This is a genomic window from Enterobacter sp. PI-10 (genome assembly GCF_027947695.1).
In the GTDB taxonomy this organism is placed as follows: Bacteria; Pseudomonadota; Gammaproteobacteria; order Enterobacterales; family Enterobacteriaceae; genus Enterobacter; species Enterobacter vonholyi.
This window is the reverse complement of sequence record NZ_JAJNOG010000007.1, coordinates 78,816-97,384: the sequence shown is the minus strand read 5'-3', so window position 1 is coordinate 97,384 and position 18,569 is coordinate 78,816. Positions and strand designations below refer to the sequence as shown.

The window sequence follows — 18,569 nt, the reverse complement described above, 5'->3', positions numbered from 1 at the left end:
GCGATGGGTTTCTCCGCCTCCCGCGCGGTATGCGCACTGGTTTTTGTGGCCTCGACAATGATGGCGCCCTCCGCGCTGGCACATGCACATCTTAAACAGCAGAGCCCGGCAGCGGACAGCGTGGTGAGCGCTCCGCAGGCACTTACGCTGAATTTTTCAGAAGGCATCGAACCGGGGTTTAGCGGTGTGGTGGTAACGGATGCGCAAAAGCAGGTCATCAAAACGGGAACCGCCACGCGCGACGAAAAGAACAAGGCGCAACTCACCGTTCCGCTGGAACAAACGCTGACGTCAGGAACGTACCAGGTAGACTGGCATGTCGTCTCCGTAGACGGCCATAAAACCAAAGGCAGCTATCACTTTAGCGTGAAATAGCATGCTGGCGCTGTGTTATATCGGGTTGCGCTTTATCCATTTCGGGGCGCTGATGCTTGTTTTTGGCAACGCGCTTTACAGCGTCTGGTTTGCGCCTTCCTCTCTCCACCGCCTGATGTCCCGGCGATTTCAGCTGCAGCAGAAAGTGGCGGCCTTAATGAGCCTGGCGGCAGCGCTCGTGATGTTTATGCTTCAGGGCGGACTGATGGGTAACGGCTGGGGAGATGTGTTTGCCCCGCAGGTCTGGTACGGCGTAATGAGGACGCAGTTTGGCGGCGTCTGGCTGTGGCAAATCATACTCGCTGCGACCACGGTCGGCGCAGCATGGCTCGCACCGCTGAAAGGTTCGCGGCTGCTGTTGCTTACGATGGGCCAGCTTATCCTGCTGGCTGGGGTAGGGCACGCGGCAATGAACGACGGTCCGATGGGGGCGTTGCAGCGTCTTAATTATGCTTTTCACATGATCTGCGCCGCAACCTGGCTTGGCGGATTACTGCCTCTGCTGTTCTGCATGCGTCTGGCCAAAGGACGCTGGCAGAATGCCGCCATTTATACCATGATGCGCTTTTCGCGCGTGGGCCATTACGCCGTCGCGGGCGTGCTGCTCAGCGGAGCGATCAATGCGCTCATGATACTGGGTGTCCATATTCCCTGGCAGGCTGGTTACGTACAGTTTTTGTTGTTCAAATGTGCGCTGGTGGCGTTGATGGTGGTAATTGCGCTGGCAAATCGGTATTTTCTGGTGCCACGGTTTCGTCCGGAGAGCGGGCGAGCACAACAGATTTTTATCAGGATGACGCAGGCAGAAGTGGTGCTGGGAGCGCTGGTGCTGGCAACGGTCAGTCTGTTCGCCACCTGGGAACCCTTCTGATAAGGTTAAATATCATATGAAAAAGACAGTACTTTCTCTCATCTTGCTGGCCTGTACGGGGAGCGCGCTTGCCGCACCGCAGGTTATCACCGTCAGCCGTTTTGAAGTGGGTAAGGACAAATGGGCTTTCAATCGCGAAGAGGTGATGCTGACCTGCCGTCCGGGCCATGCGCTGTATGCGATCAACCCGAGCACGCTGGTGCAATATCCGCTGAATGATATCGCAGAGCAGCAGGTAGCCAGCGGAAAGAGCAGCGGACAGCCGATTAGCATTATTCAGATCGATGACCCGTCGCATCCGGGACAAAAAATGAGTCTGGCACCGTTTATCGAGCGCGCCGACAAGCTCTGCTAACGTTCGGGTTTCCAATAAAAAACCGCAGATGCTTGCGAAAGCACTGCGGTTTTTCACATTTAATGATGCTCTGGCGCTTTTTTTCCGACCGCTTTAGCTGTGGACTGGAAAACCTGGCGTCGTCATCTATTCTTAAAAGGCAAGGCGACTTAGCCTGCATTAATGCCAACTTTTAGCGCACGGCTCTCTCCCAAGAGCCATTTCCCTGGACCGAATACAGGAATCGTATTCGGTCTCTTTTTATCTGTATGTTTTTTAAAGCATTTTTCGGTGCTGACTCGACATCATCCGAAACTTTCTCGAACTTTCCATATCCTGTCTAAACCATAACATACTCAGGACCGCGTGCGTCCAGGGTTTTTTTGGGATCTTTGTTAAAATTTTGTGGCCGAGCGACCGCCTTCTGACGTTCGAAAGGGCAACCCTTAAGTTAAATAATGAACGCGCTGAATTTGTCTTTGTGTTGGACAATGTACTCAGGGAAGTTTTCAACCGTTAGCTCTTGCCTGATTAACGTCCTGTCCCGCCCCCAGATATCTTCCGCGTTTTTAATGACCTTCATGATGTGTTCCGGGTTGTTAAACTCAGGGAGATCGTATTCAGTATGGGAAATGGTCGACATTTTTTCTGAGATGCGCTCGGGTGTCATCACCCATGAGAAATGCCACCCACCATTTTCAATGATGCGGTTGTTAATCTTGAACCAGTTCCACTTTAGCCAGGACCAGTTTTTAACACTTCGGGTGCGTTTAAGATTCCTGAATGATTCAGGTTCACCGCCAAAGAAGTTAACGAGATTTTTATACTGGGTGGCTCTCGGTAATTTACATTTTCTTGGCGTGTTATCTGTATTAAAAACCTGCAGGTTAAACTGATAATTATAAAAATTCTGATAAATAGTTGTGCAGAGCTTTTTGGGGTTTATCGATGCTACTACCTGAGGTGAAAATATCTCGTCCACATCGGAAACTAAAATCAAATCATCATCGCTGGCATGGGACAAACCCTGCATGATGGCATTCCTCTGCGCGGCTTCATTTGCCCACGCATCCACTACCATTCCCTCTGGCAAACCCGGGATCACCTCTCGGGCCGGATGTGATTCTTCAGCGGCTTTCGTAATCGGTTCTTTATCATGCACAACGTAGATAATTTTATCTTTAAACTGACTGTATTTATTAATGTCAAAATGCAGCTGCCTCTTTTTACCGGTAAAGGTATGCGTTGACTCAACGATAACGAAGCGATCGACAACGTCCGCTAGCGTGTTCAGCCTGATTTCGAGAAGCATATCTTCATCGTAATATAAGAAGCAGTCATAGATCATTACCGAAGTCCCTCATTTTTGCGCCCACATTGCGCTTTTTCCAACGCATTCGCCGGTATCATTTCGCGCAATGCTAACTGAGCGCACTCGCCCTGCGCAATAGTACGCTGCTTTATTATTCATCCTATAAATAGATTGCATCCACTATCCAGTGAGCGAAGACGCCAGCCAGGCTAAAAGTGGGACTTAACGGATACCTCTATTTCATCAAGCAGCTCAAAGCGGCGGCGGTATTCGGCACGTTTTTTACTGGCGATCTCTTCAAGCGATTTACGCTCCATCTGTAGCGGCAGCTGCCAGCAGAAGGCCGAGAGCTTTTTACCGTCCAGCGATGCCCAAAATTCATCGTAGCTGGCATGGAAATGGCGACCTTTGCTCAGGCGATACCGCAACGCGCGGAAAACGTGACCCTCATCGCTGACGGCAAAAATCGCCCGGACGGATGACTGCGCAGCCAGCTGGAAGAGGACTTCCATCAATACCCGTTTGGGGAAAAGACCATGACAGGCGCGGGTGGCCTGTTTAATGACGTCTCGCGATACGCAGCGGCGGGGTCCCTGAAGCCCGCCAATCACCATGACTTGCTGACCATTGCTGCGCGCGACGCTAAAGGTCAGGCTGGCCAGCAGCGTGTCCTCGTTGTCGCGTAGCCACAGCGTGCTTTCGCCTTCGCGCTCGGCTTTCCCCGCAGAGGAAGCATTGACCGTATAGGTTACACCGTCTTTTGCATGGAACTGCGCAACGGCTTGTTCCTGCGGGCTGGTCAGGGCCTGGGCGAGACCGCTCTCTTTCAGGCTGTCAATCCAGTAATAATGGTTAACGATAGCGTCGGCGCGATCGTTAGCCGTCAGGCCGCGCATCAGGTACTGCCGGTGGGTCTTGCTCGGCAATGTAATTTGAGAGGCCAGCAGCCTGTCAAAATCGTCGCGACCCGAAAGGGTTTCCAGCATGCGATGTGTAGAAGACCAGAACACCAGCGAACGTAACAGGAACTTCAGGCGATATTCGCGTTTGCGCCAGATCGGCCCCGGAACGCGTTTGCCGTTCACCAGCTCGGAAATAATATTTGTGCGATGCGGATAGAAAACATCGTTATGCAGGTGCGTATTAGACACGTGAAGACCCCTCTTTTTTTCTGCCCTTATTCTAAAGAGCCAGGAAAAGGGGATTAATAGCGCGAGGATCTTTATTTCTGTTTGGTTTACCGTTTGTTTGATTTCGTGATGACCACGCCTGTCCGTCGACTTTTCTGCGGCAGCTATACTGTTTAAAGGAGGTGCTATGTATCAGCGAATTGAAGGTGGAATGTGGCGTCACGTCTGGGTTGTCAGCGATATACACGGTTGCTACCAGTGGCTTATGGATGAACTTAAACGCCGTCATTTTAATCCGTATGAGGATTTACTTATTTCTGTCGGGGATATGATCGATCGTGGCCCTGATAGCGTTAAATGCCTGCAGTTAATTAATGAAAAATGGTTTCGTGCCGTGCGGGGAAACCATGAGCAAATGGCGCTCGACGGTCTGGATAATAACGATTTTTCTCTCTGGATGATGAATGGCGGAATGTGGTTTTCGCATCTTGAACGCGATCGGCAACAGCTTGCGCTGTCGTTGCTTGACGCCTGTCGCGACTTACCTCATATCATCGAGATAACCTGTGCGAACGGTCTTAATGTGATTGCCCATGCTGATTATCCGGCCGCGGAATACCGCTGGCAAAAACCGGTCAGTGACCAGCGCATCTTATGGAACCGCGATCGGTTGATGGGGTTTATGGTGGGTAAAGGAGAGGGCATCAGCGGCGCGGATCATTTCTGGTTCGGACATACGCCCGTCGACAGAAGGTATGATTTTGACAATCTCCACTACATTGATACGGGTGCCGTATTTGACGGTTACTTTACGCTGGCGCAGCTGCAGTAATAAATAACCCGCCTTCGGGCGGGTTCTCTTTAGGTCAGGCAAGACGCATGACCCAGGCATCGGTTTTACTATCGTAATGCTCACGGTAAAGGACTGAATGTTCGCCATCAAGTATTGCCGGGACGCTGGTGTCTGCATCCCATGCATCAAGCTGCATGCACAAATCCGGGTCGGATTTGCAGGGAATACTTAACGTTCGATCGCCTTGTGCTTCGCCGCGCAGCTCTGCGTCGTCGATCTCAAAAGCGCCAATACGCACGCTGGTTTTCGTCATAGTGCTCTCCGGGTCGGTTGTCAAAAATCTGGTATGACCAGTGTGGCCACCCATTTTTGATCGTAGACAAAGAGAGCAAAATCGCCAGTAAAAAAATGCGCTTTTTATCAATCCGTGCGATCGTTACCGGTAAACAGCCGACCGTCCCGAACCAGCTCGCGTGGATAGCTGTTTTTCAGCCTTGAGCCGACCTTTTTTGCCAGGCCCAGCGGGTATCCCTGATACGTTACAATCACTTCATCGCCTGATGGCGTGCTCTCCGGATAGACATCGCGACCACGGTACCACTCTTCGGCTTCCTGATGCGTCAGGGCAAAGGTATTGTCGCGTCCGGCAAGGGCGATTACGGCCTCATGCTGCCAGCGATACCCTTTATTATGCACTTCCGCCAGGCGGATCCCGATTCGGGAAAAACGGACCTTTCCGATGAGCGGCTCGATCTGTGCCGGGAACAGCCATATCTCTTTATCACGCATCCAGGGGCGCAGGCTCTCATCCCAGACCAGTCCCGCTTTTTTAGCGGCGGCTTCAAGCTGTGCCGTTTCTCGACCTTTAAGGGGGGCAAACGGGAAGTTACCGACCTTGAATTTAGGTGCGGGCAGGGGAGCCACCGCCTGCGTTTTACGCAGACGCGCCACAAAGAACCCTTCGCAGTCGTAAATCTGCGGGAAAACATGGAGGAATCCCTCCGGGGTGACAGCCTCCTGTGCTGAGGCGAACAGATCGTCGAGCGGCAGAAACTCGACTGCATCCGGATATTGCGCTTGCAGCCACAGGCAGACATCTTCGTTCTCATCGCGGTTTAAGGTGCACGTCGAATAAACCAGCGTGCCGCCGGGGCGCAGGGCATGGAATGCGCTGTCGATCAGCTCTCGCTGCGTGGCCGCGATCTCAAGGTTGCTCTCAACTGACCAGTTTTTTAACGCATCGGGATCTTTACGCACCACCCCTTCGCCTGAGCAGGGGGCGTCCAGCAGAATGGCGTCGAAGGCTTCCGGCAGGGCGGCGCCAAACACGCGTCCGTCGAAGTGCGTCAGGGCAACATTATGAATACCGCAGCGGCTGATGTTGGCATGCAACACCTTCACGCGGCTGGCGGAAAACTCGTTGGCGAGGATCGCCCCTTGATTACCCATACGGGCGGCAATTTGGGTGGTTTTTGAGCCGGGCGCGGCGGCAACATCCATTACGCGATCGGGCGCGTTGCCCTCTGCGAACAGGGCGGCAACCGGCAGCATCGAGCTGGCTTCCTGAATATAGAACAGACCGCTCAGATGTTCAGCGGTACTGCCCAGCGGCAGTGAAGCTTCGTCATCGCGTTCTATCCAGAACCCCTCAGCGCACCACGGTACCGGCGTAAGCTGCCAGCCGTACGGAGCGACCAGCGCCAGAAAATCATCGACGCTGATTTTCAGCGTGTTGACGCGAATACTCCGGCGTAACGGACGCTGGCAGGCGGCGATAAAATCGTCTAACGACAGGTGAGAAGGAAGCGCCTCGCGCATCTGCGCCAGGAATTGTTCAGGAAGAAATACGGAGTTTTGAGCCACGGGCACACCACAGGGAAAAATTCAGGTGCGCAGTGTAGCATAAAGGCTCCGGTGCGTTGACACCGGAGCCTGTCAGATTAACGCGGCAGGGCGGTTCCCCATTCGCGCCACTCTTTTGGTTCGCTCTCGAGCAGCAGGAAGTGTTTACCCGGCTGCGCTTTTGGCGCCAGCGGCGTTCCCGGCGGCGTGGCAAACGCGATACCGCCGCGAATGAACTGGTTGAAGGTGCCGGTTTTCACCACGCCTCCCGTCAGGCCAAAGTCCAGCGAATAGCCGGATGCCAGCCAGAATACCGAGTTATTTCGAACCAGGTGCTGGTAACGTTCGCTAATACGTAATGCCACCATCACGCGGTCGGAGAGCGTACCGAGCGTCAGGCCCGTGACCGTACCCACTTCAATACCGCGGAATAGTACCGGAGTGCCGATGTTCAGCGAGCCCGCTTCCGGTACTTCCACCACGATGCTCAGGCCGCCAAGGTAGCGCGAGTCGGTGATCGTGGCTTCCTGCAGCTCGAAATCACGGCGGGCATTGCCCTGGCCTGGCTCAACGTTGATGTACGGCTGCAAAATGGTGTCGAGGTGCTCAACGCCAGCGGCCGAGATCTGCGGCGTGACCACCGAGAAGCGCGAGCCGGTGCGGGCGAAGGTCTGCACATATTCCGGGTAGAGCACGGCAGTGGCCTGCACCTCGTTGCGCGAGGTGATCAGCGTCAGCTTCTGGATCTGCCCGATATCAATGCCCAGATAGCGGATTGGCATGCCTTCCGCCAGCTTGCCGGCATCAAAGGCGTGCAGGGTAATCTGCCCACCCACCGCGCGGGCGGCGGTCTCGGACGGGAAGAGAATACGCTTATCGCCTTTACGCAGATTCGCGCCCGCACCGCTGAGGTTATCGAAGCTAATCGCCCCCCGCAGCGCGCGTGACAGCGGAGAGGCCTGTACGGTTAGCCCGTTACCGTTAAGCTGAACTTTCGCGCCGCCTTCGGCCCAGAAGACGCTGTTTGGCGTCAGCAGCTTGCGGTACTCCGGCTTGATATGCAGTTCGATATCGAACGCGTCCGCACGCGGGCGAACGGTGATCACTTCCCCGACTTCAAACTTGCGATACAGCACCACGGAACCCGCCTGTACGTCCGGCAGCGTCTCGGCGCTTAAGGTCAGCGTGGTGGTAGGAAGATCGCTCAGGCTGTTTTCAACCGCTTTCTCCAGGTTGGCATACAGCGGATAGCTGTCGCGAACGGGGCCTTTATCCCCCGGCAAAATGCGGATACCGCCGTTAACCCATTCGCTGGCGCTGGCGCCGAGGAACTCCACGCCGTCCAGACCCACCTTCACGTCGACGCGACTGTTCACCACGAATTTGCTGTCGCCATGCACCAGGTCGCTGTATTGCGGATCGATAGCGACCGAGAAAGTCACGCCATTCGCTGAGAGCTTACGCTCCAGCACCTGACCAACCTGCACGCCGTGTAAAATTAACGGCTGTCCGGCTTCGATACCGTAACTTTCTGGCGCATTCAGCGTGACCGTCACTACGCCCGGCTTTTGCAGCAGGGCTTTATCAGCCGGGGCAATCACGAAGCTATTGCTGGGTTCACCTTCGCCGGGGATGAGCTCAAACGTATTGCCGGTCAACAGCGTGCTGAGGCTGGCATCGTTCAGAGAGAGCTTTGGACTGCGCATTTCGATACGCGTTTTCTCGCGCAGGAGATCGACCACGCTCGGGTCGACCGTCATTTCGCCGGTGACCGAGCCGCCCGGGTTGAGGGTCATTTTGGTGAGCTGACCAACCTGCAATCCCTGATACATCAGCGGTGTTGAACCCGCTTTTAGCCCTTTAGCATCGGGCAGGGCGAGTTTGACGATCACGCCGCGCTGGCTGTGCGCCAGGTCAGCGTACAATCCAAATGAATCATCAGCGGTGGCAGGGCTTGAGTTTTCCGGCGAGTCAAAGGCAATGGCACCATTAACCAGCGCGGCCAGACTCTCCAGCTTCACTTTCGCACCGCTCAGGCTGAGATCCGCGTCCACGCCGGACACGTTCCAGAAGCGGCTGCCTTTTTTCACCAGATTGGTGAAGCGACGCTCGATCAGCACGTCAATGGTGACGCCCTGTTTATTTGGGTTGATCGCGTAATCGTACACACGGCCAACCGGGATTTTGCGGAAATAGACCAGTGAGCCACTGTTCAGAGAACCGAGATCCGGCGCCTGCAGATGGATCATTAAATCGCCGTTATTGAGGCGGTACTTCGGCTGTGTATCCAGGGCAACAAAGTGATCCTGCGGCTCTCCTTTACCCGGCATCATGCCAATATAGTTACCGCCCACGAGCGCATCCAGCCCGGACACACCGGCCAGAGAGGCTTTTGGCGTCACCAGCCAGAACTGCGTTTCGCTGCGCAGGGCATCCTGCATGTCAGATTTAATACTGACCCGCACCTGAATCTTGTTCAGCCCTTTTCCAAGAGAGATGTCCTGAACCGTACCCACTTCAACCCCCTGGAAGCGAACGGGCGTTCGCCCGGCGACGATGCCGTCGGCGGTCTGGAAATCAATGGTGACGGTGCTACCGCGATCTTCATAGCTCGTCCAGATAAGCCAGCCTGCAATCATCAGGGCGATGACGGGCAGCAACCAGAATGGCGAAATGCGGCGTTTTGTTTTAATTCTCGCTTCAGTCGGCGAAGCGGGGGTTTCCTGACTCATGTGCATCCCAAAGTAAGCGGCTATCCAGCCATTCCACAGCAAGAATAGTCAATATCACCGCAGAGCCGAAATAAAAAGCCGCGGGTCCCATTGTAAAAGCAAGTAACTGGTCGCGATTGATGAGAGACATCATCAGCGAAATTACGAACAAATCTAACATTGACCAGCGGCCAATCCAGGTGACGAATCGCAGAAGCAGAATGCGGGTTCGTAAGCCTTGTTCACACTTTAAGTGAATGCTGATGAGCAGGGTAATCATCACCACCACTTTGGTAAAGGGAACCAGAATACTGGCAATAAAAACGATCGCCGCCACCCCGACATTGCTGTGCGCAAGGGAGATAATCCCGGAGAGGATAGTATCCTCCTGTCGTCCGCCATTCACGTAAATGATGGAAATAGGCAGCATATTGGCGGGGATCAGAAACACCAGGGAGGCGATCAGCGCCGCCCAGCATTTTTGCAGGCTGTTGTTTCGACGCAGCCTTAATGGAATGTGGCACCGCGGGCAGCGTCCGCGCGGGTCGGGTAACCCGGTATAGTGGCAACCCAGACAGACGCGCAGATTTTCATCGGGACGGGTGGCGGGGCGCTGCGGGTAAAATCGCTCCCAGAGCTGCTCAACGTTCAGGTGTATCAGCGTCAGGATGCTCAGCAATACCAGACAGATGAAGGCAAAGAGTCCGATGCCGGGCTGCAAAAAGGCATAGTCCTGTACCTTTATTGACGCAACGCCCACGCCGACCAGATAAATATCCAGCATCACCCACTCTTTGAGTTTATCCAGCATCAGCAGCACCGGGCGAAGGTTCATGCCGAGAATATTGCCAAACCAAAGATAGGCAATGGCGGCGACCAGCACCAGCGGCGCGCCAACGGTGCAGAACAGCACCATGGCGGCGGTGATGGGATCGCCCTGACGGGTCATCTGCCAGATACCCTGCAGCACGTTGGCGTCAATGCGCACGCCAAGCAGGTAGAGTTTCAGCAGCGGTTCGCTCCAGGCGAAGGGCATCAACAGCAGCATGGTGACGGCCATGGCGGCGAGGCGGGTCAACGACCAGTCGCGACCATCGCGAATTTTAGCGTCGCAGCGGGGACAAAAGGCACTTTGGTGCGATTTCATCTTCGGCAACATAAAAAGCGTATCGCACTGGGGGCAACGCTGATAATGTGCACGAGGCAAAGCTTCGCTTACCGTATGGACAGTTATCTTTCTCGTCGGCGTAATTTTGGTTGTTTTTAAGGCCATCAGCTGCGCACAAATAAGTATTGTTGAAAGTTATAATAACTCATGAACGGATTCATCTTGAGCATGAGCGCATTTAATGCTTATTTTAATAGGCTATGCGGTAAATTTGTAAGACAACTAAGTGATTGAATAATGAACAAAACAGAATTCTACGCGGATCTGAACCGCGATTTTAAGGCATTGATGGCGGGTGAGACCAGCTTCTTAGCCACTCTGGCAAATACTAGCGCATTGCTGTTTGAACGTCTCTCTGACGTAAACTGGGCTGGCTTTTACCTTCTGGAAGGTGAAACGCTGGTGCTCGGTCCGTTCCAGGGCAAACTGGCCTGCGTGCGTATTCCGGTAGGGCGTGGCGTATGCGGCACGGCGGTAGCAGAGAATCAGGTCCAGCGTGTGGAAGATGTCCATGCGTTTGACGGACACATTGCCTGTGATGCTGCCAGTAATTCTGAAATCGTTTTGCCGCTGGTGGTCAAAAATCAGATTATTGGCGTTCTGGATATCGACAGTACGGTCTTCAGTCGCTTTACAACCGAGGACGAACAGGGGCTGCGCGAGCTGGTGGCGAATCTGGAAAACGTACTCGCTGCAACCGATTATCAAAAATTCTTTGCGAGCGTCGCAGGATAATCAACGGATAACGTAGCATTTACTGATAGCGTCATTATAATGACGCCTGTTCATGCCTGCGCTTGTTGGCAACGTCCGTTGTAATCAGGAAATTTCATGGAAAATCAACCTAAGTTGAATAGCAGTAAAGAAGTTATCGCATTTCTGGCCGAGCGTTTCCCGCAGTGCTTCAGCGCGGAAGGTGAAGCTCGTCCCCTGAAAGTCGGTATTTTTCAGGATCTGGTGGCGCGTGTTGAAGGGGAAATGAACCTCAGCAAAACTCAGCTGCGTTCCGCCTTACGTCTTTATACTTCAAGCTGGCGTTACCTGTACGGTATCAAACCAGGCGCTACCCGCGTGGACCTCGACGGCAACCCTTGCGGTGAGCTGGACGAGCAGCACGTTGAGCACGCGCGCAAGCAGCTTGAAGAAGCCAAAGCACGCGTTCAGGCACAACGTGCAGAACAGCAGGCGAAAAAACGCGAAGCCGCCGCGGCAAACGGCCAGGAAGAAGCGCCTCGTCGTGAGCGTAAACCGCGCCCTGCGCCGCGCCGTAACGATAATAACGATCGCAAACCGCGTGCAGACAAACCAGCAGCAAAAGCCCCGCGTGCCCCTCGTGAAGAGCCGCGCCATACGCCGGTTTCTGACATTAACGCCCTGAGCGTGGGTCAGGCGCTGAAGGTAAAAGCGGGTAACAATGCTATGGACGCCACCGTACTGGAAATCACCAAAGATGGCGTTCGTGTACAGCTGACTTCTGGTATGTCAATGATTGTACGCGCAGAACACTTGTTGTTCTGAAACGGAGGCCAAGCCTGGCATGAACACTTTTTTTAAGCTCACCGCGCTGGCGGGTCTGTTTGCTATAACAGGTCACGCTTTTGCAGTGGACGATATCACGCGTGTTGATCAAATTCCGGTACTCAAGGAAGAGACGCAGCACGCGACGGTGAGCGAGCGCGTGACCTCACGTTTTACCCGCTCGCACTATCGTCAGTTCGATCTCGATCAGGCCTTTTCGGCCAAAATCTTTGACCGCTATCTGAACTTGCTGGATTACAGCCATAACGTTTTGCTCGCCAGCGATGTCGAGCAGTTCGCTAAGCGCAAATCCGAGGTGGGTGACGAGTTGCGTTCAGGCAAGCTGGATCTGTTCTACGATCTCTACAACCTGTCGCAAAAGCGTCGTTTTGAACGCTATCAGTACGCGCTGAAAGTGCTGGAACGTCCAATGGACTTCACCGGCAACGACACCTTTAATCTGGATCGCAGCAAAGCGCCCTGGCCAAAAGATGAAGCCGAGTTGAATGCGCTTTGGGACGGCAAAGTTAAATACGACGAACTGAGCCTTAAGCTGACCGGCAAAGACGAAAAAGAGATCCGTGACACGCTGACGCGTCGTTATAAATTTGCTATTCGTCGTCTGGCGCAGACCAACAGCGAGGATGTTTTCTCACTCGCGATGACCGCCTTTGCGCACGAAATCGATCCGCACACCAACTACCTCTCTCCGCGCAACACTGAGCAGTTCAATACCGAAATGAGCCTGTCTCTGGAAGGTATCGGCGCGGTTCTGCAGATGGACGATGATTACACGGTGATCAATTCAATGGTCGCGGGTGGCCCGGCATCCAAAAGCAAAGCGATTAGCGTAGGCGATCGCATTGTGGGTGTTGGACAAACCGGCCAGAACATGGTCGATGTGATCGGCTGGCGTCTCGATGACGTGGTTGCGCTGATCAAAGGTCCGAAAGGCAGCAAGGTACGTCTGGAAATTCTGCCTGCCGGTAAAGGCACCAAAACCCGTATTGTTACCCTGACCCGCGAGCGTATCCGTCTGGAAGACCGCGCGGTGAAAATGTCGGTGAAAACCGTGGGTAAAGAGAAGGTAGGTGTCCTGGATATTCCTGGCTTCTACGTGGGGCTGACTGACGATGTGAAAGTTCAGCTGCAGAAGCTTGAAAAGCAGAACGTTAGCAGCATCATCATCGACTTGCGTAGTAACGGCGGCGGTGCGCTGACGGAAGCGGTTTCACTCTCTGGCCTGTTCATCCCATCTGGCCCGGTGGTTCAGGTGCGCGATAACAACGGTAAAGTGCGTGAAGATGCCGACAACGACGGTGTGGTCTACTACAAAGGCCCGCTGGTGGTCCTGGTTGACCGCTTCAGTGCCTCCGCGTCTGAGATCTTTGCCGCTGCAATGCAGGACTATGGCCGCGCGCTGATCGTCGGTGAGCCAACCTTCGGGAAAGGCACCGTTCAGCAGTACCGCTCTCTGAATCGTATTTACGATCAGATGCTGCGTCCGGAATGGCCTGCGCTGGGCTCGGTTCAGTACACCATTCAGAAATTCTACCGCGTGAACGGCGGCAGTACGCAGCGTAAGGGCGTCACGCCGGACATCATCATGCCGACTGGCACCCAGGAGACGGAAACCGGCGAGAAGTTTGAAGATAACGCGTTGCCGTGGGACAGCATCAATGCCGCGACTTACGTGAAGGCGGGTGATATGACCCAGTTTGGCCCTGAACTGCTGAAAGCGCATAACGACCGCATCGCGAAGGATCCGGAATTCCAGTACATCATGAAGGATATTGCACGATTCAATGCCCTGAAAGATAAGCGGAATATTGTTTCTCTGAATTACGCACAGCGTGAGAAAGAGAACAACGAAGACGATGCAACTCGCCTGGCGCGTATCAACGATCGCTTCAAGCGCGAAGGTAAGCCTCTTCTCAAGAAACTGGACGATCTGCCAAAAGATTACCAGGAGCCGGATCCGTATCTGGACGAGACGGTGCATATCGCTCTCGACCTGGCGAATCAGGAAAAAGAGAAACCTGCCGTACAGCCCGCTCCGGCAAAATAACCTCCTGACAGGCACAAGAAATTGTGCCTGTTTCTTTTTGTTCTGCATCCTTCCGTCAGTCAGATTTCCAATTGTGTAAAGTTGTGTCTTTCTGGTGACTTACGCCCGTTTGATGCTTGAAAATAGCCGCAATACCCATACGATGTGGGTAATCGCATAGTGCGTTTTGTTAAACTGAGGTAAAAAGAAAATTATGATGCGAATCGCGCTCTTCCTGCTCACCAACCTGGCGGTTATGGTGGTTTTCGGGCTCGTGCTAAGCCTGACAGGAATTCAGTCGAGCAGCGTTCAGGGTCTGTTGATTATGGCGCTGCTGTTTGGTTTTGGTGGCTCGTTCATCTCCCTGCTGATGTCGAAGTGGATGGCACTGAAATCGGTGGGTGGTGAGGTTATTGAACAGCCGCGTAACGATATGGAACAGTGGCTAATGAATACGGTGGCTCAGCAATCCCGTCAGGCAGGGATCGCCATGCCGCAGGTGGCGATTTACCATGCCCCGGACATTAACGCTTTCGCCACGGGCGCCCGTCGCGATGCGTCACTGGTTGCCGTCAGCACCGGATTGCTGCAGAACATGAGCCGTGACGAAGCCGAAGCGGTTATTGCCCACGAAATCAGCCATATCGCCAACGGTGACATGGTGACCATGACCCTGATTCAGGGCGTGGTAAACACCTTCGTGATCTTCATCTCCCGTATTCTGGCGCAGATCGCGGCAGGCTTTATGGGCGGAAACCGTGACGAAGGTGAAGAGAGCAACGGCAACCCGCTGATCTACTTCGCCGTTTCGATGGTTCTGGAGCTGGTATTCGGTATTCTGGCCAGCATCATCACCATGTGGTTCTCCCGCCACCGTGAATTCCACGCGGATGCCGGCTCGGCGAAGCTGGTTGGTCGTGAGAAGATGATTGCCGCGCTGCAGCGCCTGAAAACCAGCTATGAGCCGCAGGAAGCGAACAGCATGATGGCCTTCTGCATTAACGGTAAGTCCAAATCGCTGAGCGAGCTGTTTATGTCTCACCCGCCGCTGGATAAACGTATCGAAGCGCTGCGCAGTGGGGAATACCTGAAGTAACGCTAAGACCCTTAATAAGCCGGGCAGGAGAACACTCCGCCCGGCTTTTTTTATGCCTGAACTCTGGGCTGGGTCACACGCAGGCCGCTGACGACCGCCGCGAGCGAGGCAAGGGCTCCCGCGGTGAGAAGCGCAACATGGTTGCCGTTTTGCCCGGCGAGGTTAAACATCAGGGCGACCAGCGCTGCGCCGCTGCTTTGTCCCAGAAGGCGCGCGGTTCCCAGCATGCCGCTGGCACCTCCGCTGCGATGGCGCGGCGCGGAGGTGATGATGGTGTGATTGTTAGGGGACTGGAACAGGCCAAACCCTGCGCCGCACAGGATCATGCGCCAGATGATGTCCAGATCGGTTGGCGATGACGGTAGCAGAGCCAGCGCGAAAAGGCCTGTCGCCATCACCGCAAGCCCCAATGCTCCCAGTAAACCGGCATGGACGCGTTCAATTAAGTAACCTGCCAGCGGAGCCATCACCATGGTCGCCAGCGGCCAGGGGGTTAACAGCAGGCCGGTCTCCACTTCTGAACGGCCGACCACGCTCTGCAGAAAGAAGGGCAGAGAAACCAGGGCCAGCATTTGGGCGCAGAACGAGCAGACGGACGTGCAAATGGAGAGGGAAAACAGGGGGATACGTAGCAAGTCAACGGGCAGTAAAGGCACAGGGAGAGTGAGCTGGCGGCGAACAAAGAAGAAGCCGATCGCCAGCAGGGCGATAAGCTCCACACCGGTAAGCATCAGGGACTGTCCCTGCGCAAAGCCGCTCAGCGCCGTAATCAGCAGGCCAAAGGTCAGGGCATTCATCACCGCACTCGCCACATCGAAGCGCGGCATGGTGCTTTTAGGGCCGTTAGCGGGTAGAAAGCGCAGGGCAAAGAAGATGGCGACAATACCCAGCGGCACGTTAATGGCGAACAGCCATTGCCATGACGCAACGGAAAGGATCGCCGCCGCAATGGTTGGTCCGGCGGCGGAAGAGACGGCGACAATAAACGAGTTTATCCCCATGCCGCGCCCCAGATGGCGTTGCGGATAAATTAAGCGGATCAACGCCGTGTTTACGCTCATGAGCGCCGCGCCGCCAAAACCCTGCGCTATGCGGGCAAGCGTCAGGGTATGCAGTGAATCTGAAAGGGCGCATAACAACGACATAAAGGTGAAAACCACCAGACCGCACTGATACACCCGACGGTAACCGAACATATCGCCCAGGAAAGAGAACGAGAGCAGGGAAACCACGATCGCAATCTGGTAGGCATTAACTATCCATATCGAACTGGCGGGAGAGGCGTGCAGGTCGCTGGCGATGGTTGGCAAGGCAACGTTCGCGATTGCGCCGTCAAGGACGGCCATTGAGATACCGATAATGATGGTGGCTATCGCGCCATACCGCTGGGGTAAAGGCAGGCCATCGGAAAGGGTCTTTTCCATTAAGATTAAAAAAGCTCAGCGTGAAATTATTCTCAGGATAACTATTTTAGCATTGTTACAGCCGCGATATGTCGCAGATTTGTAACGAAGTAAACGCGGATTGATTGCAGGTGACATGACGGGAACTTATAATAAAAACCGGTTCTGATTTTTATAAAACACTCTCTATGAGGTGGTAAATGGCTATTGCGGATTTGGATAAACAGCCAGATTCTGTTTCTTCCGTGCTGAAGGTGTTTGGCATCTTACAGGCGCTGGGAGAAGAGCGTGAAATAGGTATTACAGAGTTGTCGCAGCGCGTGATGATGTCTAAAAGCACCGTATATCGCTTTTTGCAAACCATGAAGTCGCTGGGCTATGTCGCCCAGGAAGGCGAATCTGAAAAATATTCTCTGACGCTGAAGCTGTTTGAACTGGGTGCCCGCGCGCTACAAAATGTTGACCTGATCCGCAGCGCTGATATTCAGATGCGCGAAATCTCTCGTCTGACTAAAGAGACCATCCATCTCGGTGCGCTGGATGAAGACAGTATTGTTTACATCCATAAAATCGACTCCATGTACAATCTGCGCATGTATTCGCGCATTGGTCGTCGCAACCCGCTCTACAGTACCGCAATTGGTAAGGTTCTGCTGGCGTGGCGCGATCGTGAGGAAGTGAAGCAGATCCTCGAAGGCGTTGAATACAAGCAAAGTACCTCACGAACCATTACCAGCACAGACGCACTGTTAACGGTGCTGGATCACGTACGCCAGCAGGGGTATGGCGAAGATAATGAAGAGCAGGAAGAGGGGCTGCGCTGCATAGGCGTTCCGGTGTTTGACCGCTTTGGCGTGGTGATTGCGGGCTTAAGTATCTCCTTCCCAACCTTACGCTTCTCTGAAGAGCGTTTGCATGAGTATGTGGCTATTCTGCACACTGCCGCACGTAAAATTTCTGCACAGATGGGATATCACGAATACCCGTTTTAATCCCTCTTCGTAAAAAACGCCGCATCTGATGCGGCGTTTTTTTGCGTCATAATCAGACTGATTAGCCATTATCAATCACGACGGATGTTTTACGCAGTACAGGGCAGTGGGTTAAGCCAACGATCCCGCTGTCAGTATGCAGATACTGGGCTGTGCTCATTCCTTGTGCTGTTAAATATTTACACTGAATGCCTAACCCGGCTGCGTTTTCGGTGCTCCCCACGAGCACGCCATAGCCCGATAACAGAAGGCCAATCCAGACAAGGGCGAGTACAATAATTGTTCGAACAATAAAGCGCATCATTACCTCTTTTATCGTTGTTATCGTAATGCTAGCGTAATGTGTTTACGTGATGAAACAAGTGAATGATTCTGAAAAAAAGCGTGATAGAGGCACAGTTAGTCCTTGTTTAAGATAAGCGTGATAACCTCGCTACATCAGGTTTTAAGACGGAGTGTGGAGTGAAAAAAATACGCTGGGTGATTCTGGTTATCGTGCTGATAGCGTGCGTGGTGTTATGGACGCAGACGATCAATGTGATGTGCGATCAGGATGTACAGTTTTTTAGCGGCGTTTGCGCAATCAACAAGTTTATTCCGTGGTAAGAGACATTTTTTCTCAACGTGATTTCCTTCCTTCGCGCCAGTGGTAAAATAGACGTTTTTATTGAGGTGGTGAAATGGGTGAGTTACTGAATTCAGGGCTGCTGAATATAGCATCCCTGATGATTTCTTTGGTTGTTCTGCTCGTGGGTCTGGTCATTTGGTTTTTCGTGAACCGAGCCAGCTCCCGGACTAACGAGCAGATCGAACTGCTGGAAGCGCTGCTCGATCAGCAAAAACGTCAGAATGCGCTGCTCCGTCGTTTGTGTGAGGCTAACGAACCGGAAGAGAAAGACGCGCCGAAAGACGCGGTCGTCGAAGAAAACAAAGACGAAGATGACTTTATCCGCCTGGTGGCTGAGCGTTAATCTTTT

At 53.7% G+C, this 18,569-nt stretch carries 19 protein-coding genes; 11 read left to right on the top strand and 8 right to left on the bottom strand.

Annotated features, from left to right (window positions below; genetic code table 11):
• Positions 1 to 3: 3 nt before the first annotated feature.
• From yobA to LRM19_RS15590, 3 genes are read left to right on the top strand one after another with little or no spacing between them, the layout of a single operon-like run.
• Positions 4 to 375: a CopC domain-containing protein YobA gene (yobA, locus tag LRM19_RS15600; RefSeq protein WP_115875680.1), complete on the top strand. Its 372-nt coding sequence runs from the start codon at positions 4 to 6 to the stop codon at positions 373 to 375.
• Between the two features lies 1 nt (position 376).
• Positions 377 to 1,246: a copper homeostasis membrane protein CopD gene (gene copD / locus LRM19_RS15595; protein WP_271369300.1), complete on the top strand. Its 870-nt coding sequence runs from the start codon at positions 377 to 379 to the stop codon at positions 1,244 to 1,246.
• 16 nt (positions 1,247 to 1,262) lie between these two features.
• The gene (locus LRM19_RS15590) at positions 1,263 to 1,601 is read left to right on the top strand and encodes a YebY family protein (RefSeq protein WP_111964807.1); all 339 of its coding nucleotides are present in this window, start codon (positions 1,263 to 1,265) and stop codon (positions 1,599 to 1,601) included.
• Positions 1,602 to 2,031: 430 nt separating this feature from the next.
• Here the strand turns inward: LRM19_RS15590 and LRM19_RS15585 are convergent, their stop codons facing one another.
• Positions 2,032 to 2,928, bottom strand: coding sequence for a benzoate transporter (locus tag LRM19_RS15585; RefSeq protein ID WP_271369299.1), 897 nt, complete (start codon positions 2,926 to 2,928; stop codon positions 2,032 to 2,034).
• Positions 2,929 to 3,101: 173 nt separating this feature from the next.
• On the bottom strand, positions 3,102 to 4,043 hold the full coding sequence (locus LRM19_RS15580; protein WP_133294682.1) for a VirK/YbjX family protein: 942 nt from the start codon (positions 4,041 to 4,043) through the stop codon (positions 3,102 to 3,104).
• A gap of 166 nt (positions 4,044 to 4,209) precedes the next feature.
• Here LRM19_RS15580 and pphA point away from each other — a divergent pair, with 166 nt between their 5' ends.
• Positions 4,210 to 4,854 (top strand): protein-serine/threonine phosphatase, encoded by a 645-nt coding sequence (gene pphA, locus LRM19_RS15575; protein WP_271369296.1) that lies wholly within the window; start codon positions 4,210 to 4,212, stop codon positions 4,852 to 4,854.
• Positions 4,855 to 4,888: 34 nt separating this feature from the next.
• Here the strand turns inward: pphA and LRM19_RS15570 are convergent, their stop codons facing one another.
• The 4 genes from LRM19_RS15570 to yebS form a co-directional block, all read right to left on the bottom strand.
• Complete coding sequence (locus tag LRM19_RS15570) at positions 4,889 to 5,128, bottom strand: YebV family protein (protein WP_008500472.1); 240 nt, start codon at positions 5,126 to 5,128, stop codon at positions 4,889 to 4,891.
• Between the two features lie 107 nt (positions 5,129 to 5,235).
• Positions 5,236 to 6,678, bottom strand: coding sequence for a 16S rRNA (cytosine(1407)-C(5))-methyltransferase RsmF (gene rsmF, locus LRM19_RS15565; RefSeq protein ID WP_442876250.1), 1,443 nt, complete (start codon positions 6,676 to 6,678; stop codon positions 5,236 to 5,238).
• 77 nt (positions 6,679 to 6,755) lie between these two features.
• Entirely contained in the window at positions 6,756 to 9,389 is a 2,634-nt protein-coding gene (locus LRM19_RS15560) for a PqiB family protein (RefSeq protein WP_248174493.1), read from the bottom strand.
• Complete coding sequence (yebS, locus tag LRM19_RS15555) at positions 9,358 to 10,641, bottom strand: membrane integrity lipid transport subunit YebS (protein ID WP_045908227.1); 1,284 nt, start codon at positions 10,639 to 10,641, stop codon at positions 9,358 to 9,360. The genes LRM19_RS15560 and yebS overlap by 32 nt, the downstream gene beginning before the upstream one ends.
• A gap of 132 nt (positions 10,642 to 10,773) precedes the next feature.
• Here yebS and LRM19_RS15550 point away from each other — a divergent pair, with 132 nt between their 5' ends.
• From LRM19_RS15550 to htpX, 4 genes are all read left to right on the top strand, one after another.
• Entirely contained in the window at positions 10,774 to 11,271 is a 498-nt protein-coding gene (locus LRM19_RS15550) for a GAF domain-containing protein (RefSeq protein WP_008500476.1), read from the top strand.
• A 96-nt stretch (positions 11,272 to 11,367) separates the two neighbouring features.
• The gene (gene proQ, locus LRM19_RS15545; protein ID WP_028018656.1) at positions 11,368 to 12,054 is read left to right on the top strand and encodes an RNA chaperone ProQ; all 687 of its coding nucleotides are present in this window, start codon (positions 11,368 to 11,370) and stop codon (positions 12,052 to 12,054) included.
• Positions 12,055 to 12,073: 19 nt separating this feature from the next.
• Complete coding sequence (prc, locus tag LRM19_RS15540; protein ID WP_025910096.1) at positions 12,074 to 14,122, top strand: carboxy terminal-processing peptidase; 2,049 nt, start codon at positions 12,074 to 12,076, stop codon at positions 14,120 to 14,122.
• Between the two features lie 193 nt (positions 14,123 to 14,315).
• Positions 14,316 to 15,197: a protease HtpX gene (gene htpX, locus LRM19_RS15535; RefSeq protein ID WP_014884290.1), complete on the top strand. Its 882-nt coding sequence runs from the start codon at positions 14,316 to 14,318 to the stop codon at positions 15,195 to 15,197.
• Between the two features lie 50 nt (positions 15,198 to 15,247).
• Here htpX and LRM19_RS15530 read toward each other — a convergent pair whose 3' ends face one another.
• Positions 15,248 to 16,621 carry an MFS transporter gene (locus tag LRM19_RS15530; RefSeq protein ID WP_271369294.1) on the bottom strand — a complete coding sequence of 458 codons (1,374 nt, stop codon included), beginning with the start codon at positions 16,619 to 16,621 and terminating at the stop codon, positions 15,248 to 15,250.
• A 179-nt stretch (positions 16,622 to 16,800) separates the two neighbouring features.
• Here LRM19_RS15530 and kdgR point away from each other — a divergent pair, with 179 nt between their 5' ends.
• Positions 16,801 to 17,592: a DNA-binding transcriptional regulator KdgR gene (kdgR, locus tag LRM19_RS15525; RefSeq protein ID WP_136195770.1), complete on the top strand. Its 792-nt coding sequence runs from the start codon at positions 16,801 to 16,803 to the stop codon at positions 17,590 to 17,592.
• Positions 17,593 to 17,653: 61 nt separating this feature from the next.
• Here the strand turns inward: kdgR and LRM19_RS15520 are convergent, their stop codons facing one another.
• Positions 17,654 to 17,893, bottom strand: coding sequence for a YobH family protein (locus tag LRM19_RS15520; RefSeq protein WP_111964799.1), 240 nt, complete (start codon positions 17,891 to 17,893; stop codon positions 17,654 to 17,656).
• Positions 17,894 to 18,054: 161 nt separating this feature from the next.
• Between LRM19_RS15520 and mgrB the strand changes: the two genes are divergently transcribed.
• Together mgrB and LRM19_RS15510 are read left to right on the top strand one after the other, a co-directional pair.
• Positions 18,055 to 18,198, top strand: a complete 144-nt coding sequence (gene mgrB, locus LRM19_RS15515; protein ID WP_013096124.1) for a PhoP/PhoQ regulator MgrB — start codon at positions 18,055 to 18,057, stop codon at positions 18,196 to 18,198.
• A 74-nt stretch (positions 18,199 to 18,272) separates the two neighbouring features.
• The gene (locus tag LRM19_RS15510; protein ID WP_111964798.1) at positions 18,273 to 18,563 is read left to right on the top strand and encodes a YebO family protein; all 291 of its coding nucleotides are present in this window, start codon (positions 18,273 to 18,275) and stop codon (positions 18,561 to 18,563) included.
• Positions 18,564 to 18,569 lie beyond the last annotated feature (6 nt).

Coding starts and splice junctions, on each gene's coding strand:
- prc (WP_025910096.1), top strand. CDS start 12,074: ATGAACACTTTTTTTAAGCTCACCGCGCTGGCGGGTCTGTTTGCTATA.
- LRM19_RS15510 (WP_111964798.1), top strand. CDS start 18,273: ATGGGTGAGTTACTGAATTCAGGGCTGCTGAATATAGCATCCCTGATG.
- proQ (WP_028018656.1), top strand. CDS start 11,368: ATGGAAAATCAACCTAAGTTGAATAGCAGTAAAGAAGTTATCGCATTT.
- copD (WP_271369300.1), top strand. CDS start 377: ATGCTGGCGCTGTGTTATATCGGGTTGCGCTTTATCCATTTCGGGGCG.
- yobA (WP_115875680.1), top strand. CDS start 4: ATGGGTTTCTCCGCCTCCCGCGCGGTATGCGCACTGGTTTTTGTGGCC.
- LRM19_RS15550 (WP_008500476.1), top strand. CDS start 10,774: ATGAACAAAACAGAATTCTACGCGGATCTGAACCGCGATTTTAAGGCA.
- pphA (WP_271369296.1), top strand. CDS start 4,210: ATGTATCAGCGAATTGAAGGTGGAATGTGGCGTCACGTCTGGGTTGTC.
- htpX (WP_014884290.1), top strand. CDS start 14,316: ATGATGCGAATCGCGCTCTTCCTGCTCACCAACCTGGCGGTTATGGTG.
- LRM19_RS15530 (WP_271369294.1), bottom strand. CDS start 16,621: ATGGAAAAGACCCTTTCCGATGGCCTGCCTTTACCCCAGCGGTATGGC.
- LRM19_RS15560 (WP_248174493.1), bottom strand. CDS start 9,389: ATGAGTCAGGAAACCCCCGCTTCGCCGACTGAAGCGAGAATTAAAACA.
- LRM19_RS15570 (WP_008500472.1), bottom strand. CDS start 5,128: ATGACGAAAACCAGCGTGCGTATTGGCGCTTTTGAGATCGACGACGCA.
- yebS (WP_045908227.1), bottom strand. CDS start 10,641: ATGGCCTTAAAAACAACCAAAATTACGCCGACGAGAAAGATAACTGTC.
- LRM19_RS15585 (WP_271369299.1), bottom strand. CDS start 2,928: ATGATCTATGACTGCTTCTTATATTACGATGAAGATATGCTTCTCGAA.
- LRM19_RS15590 (WP_111964807.1), top strand. CDS start 1,263: ATGAAAAAGACAGTACTTTCTCTCATCTTGCTGGCCTGTACGGGGAGC.
- kdgR (WP_136195770.1), top strand. CDS start 16,801: ATGGCTATTGCGGATTTGGATAAACAGCCAGATTCTGTTTCTTCCGTG.
- LRM19_RS15520 (WP_111964799.1), bottom strand. CDS start 17,893: ATGCGCTTTATTGTTCGAACAATTATTGTACTCGCCCTTGTCTGGATT.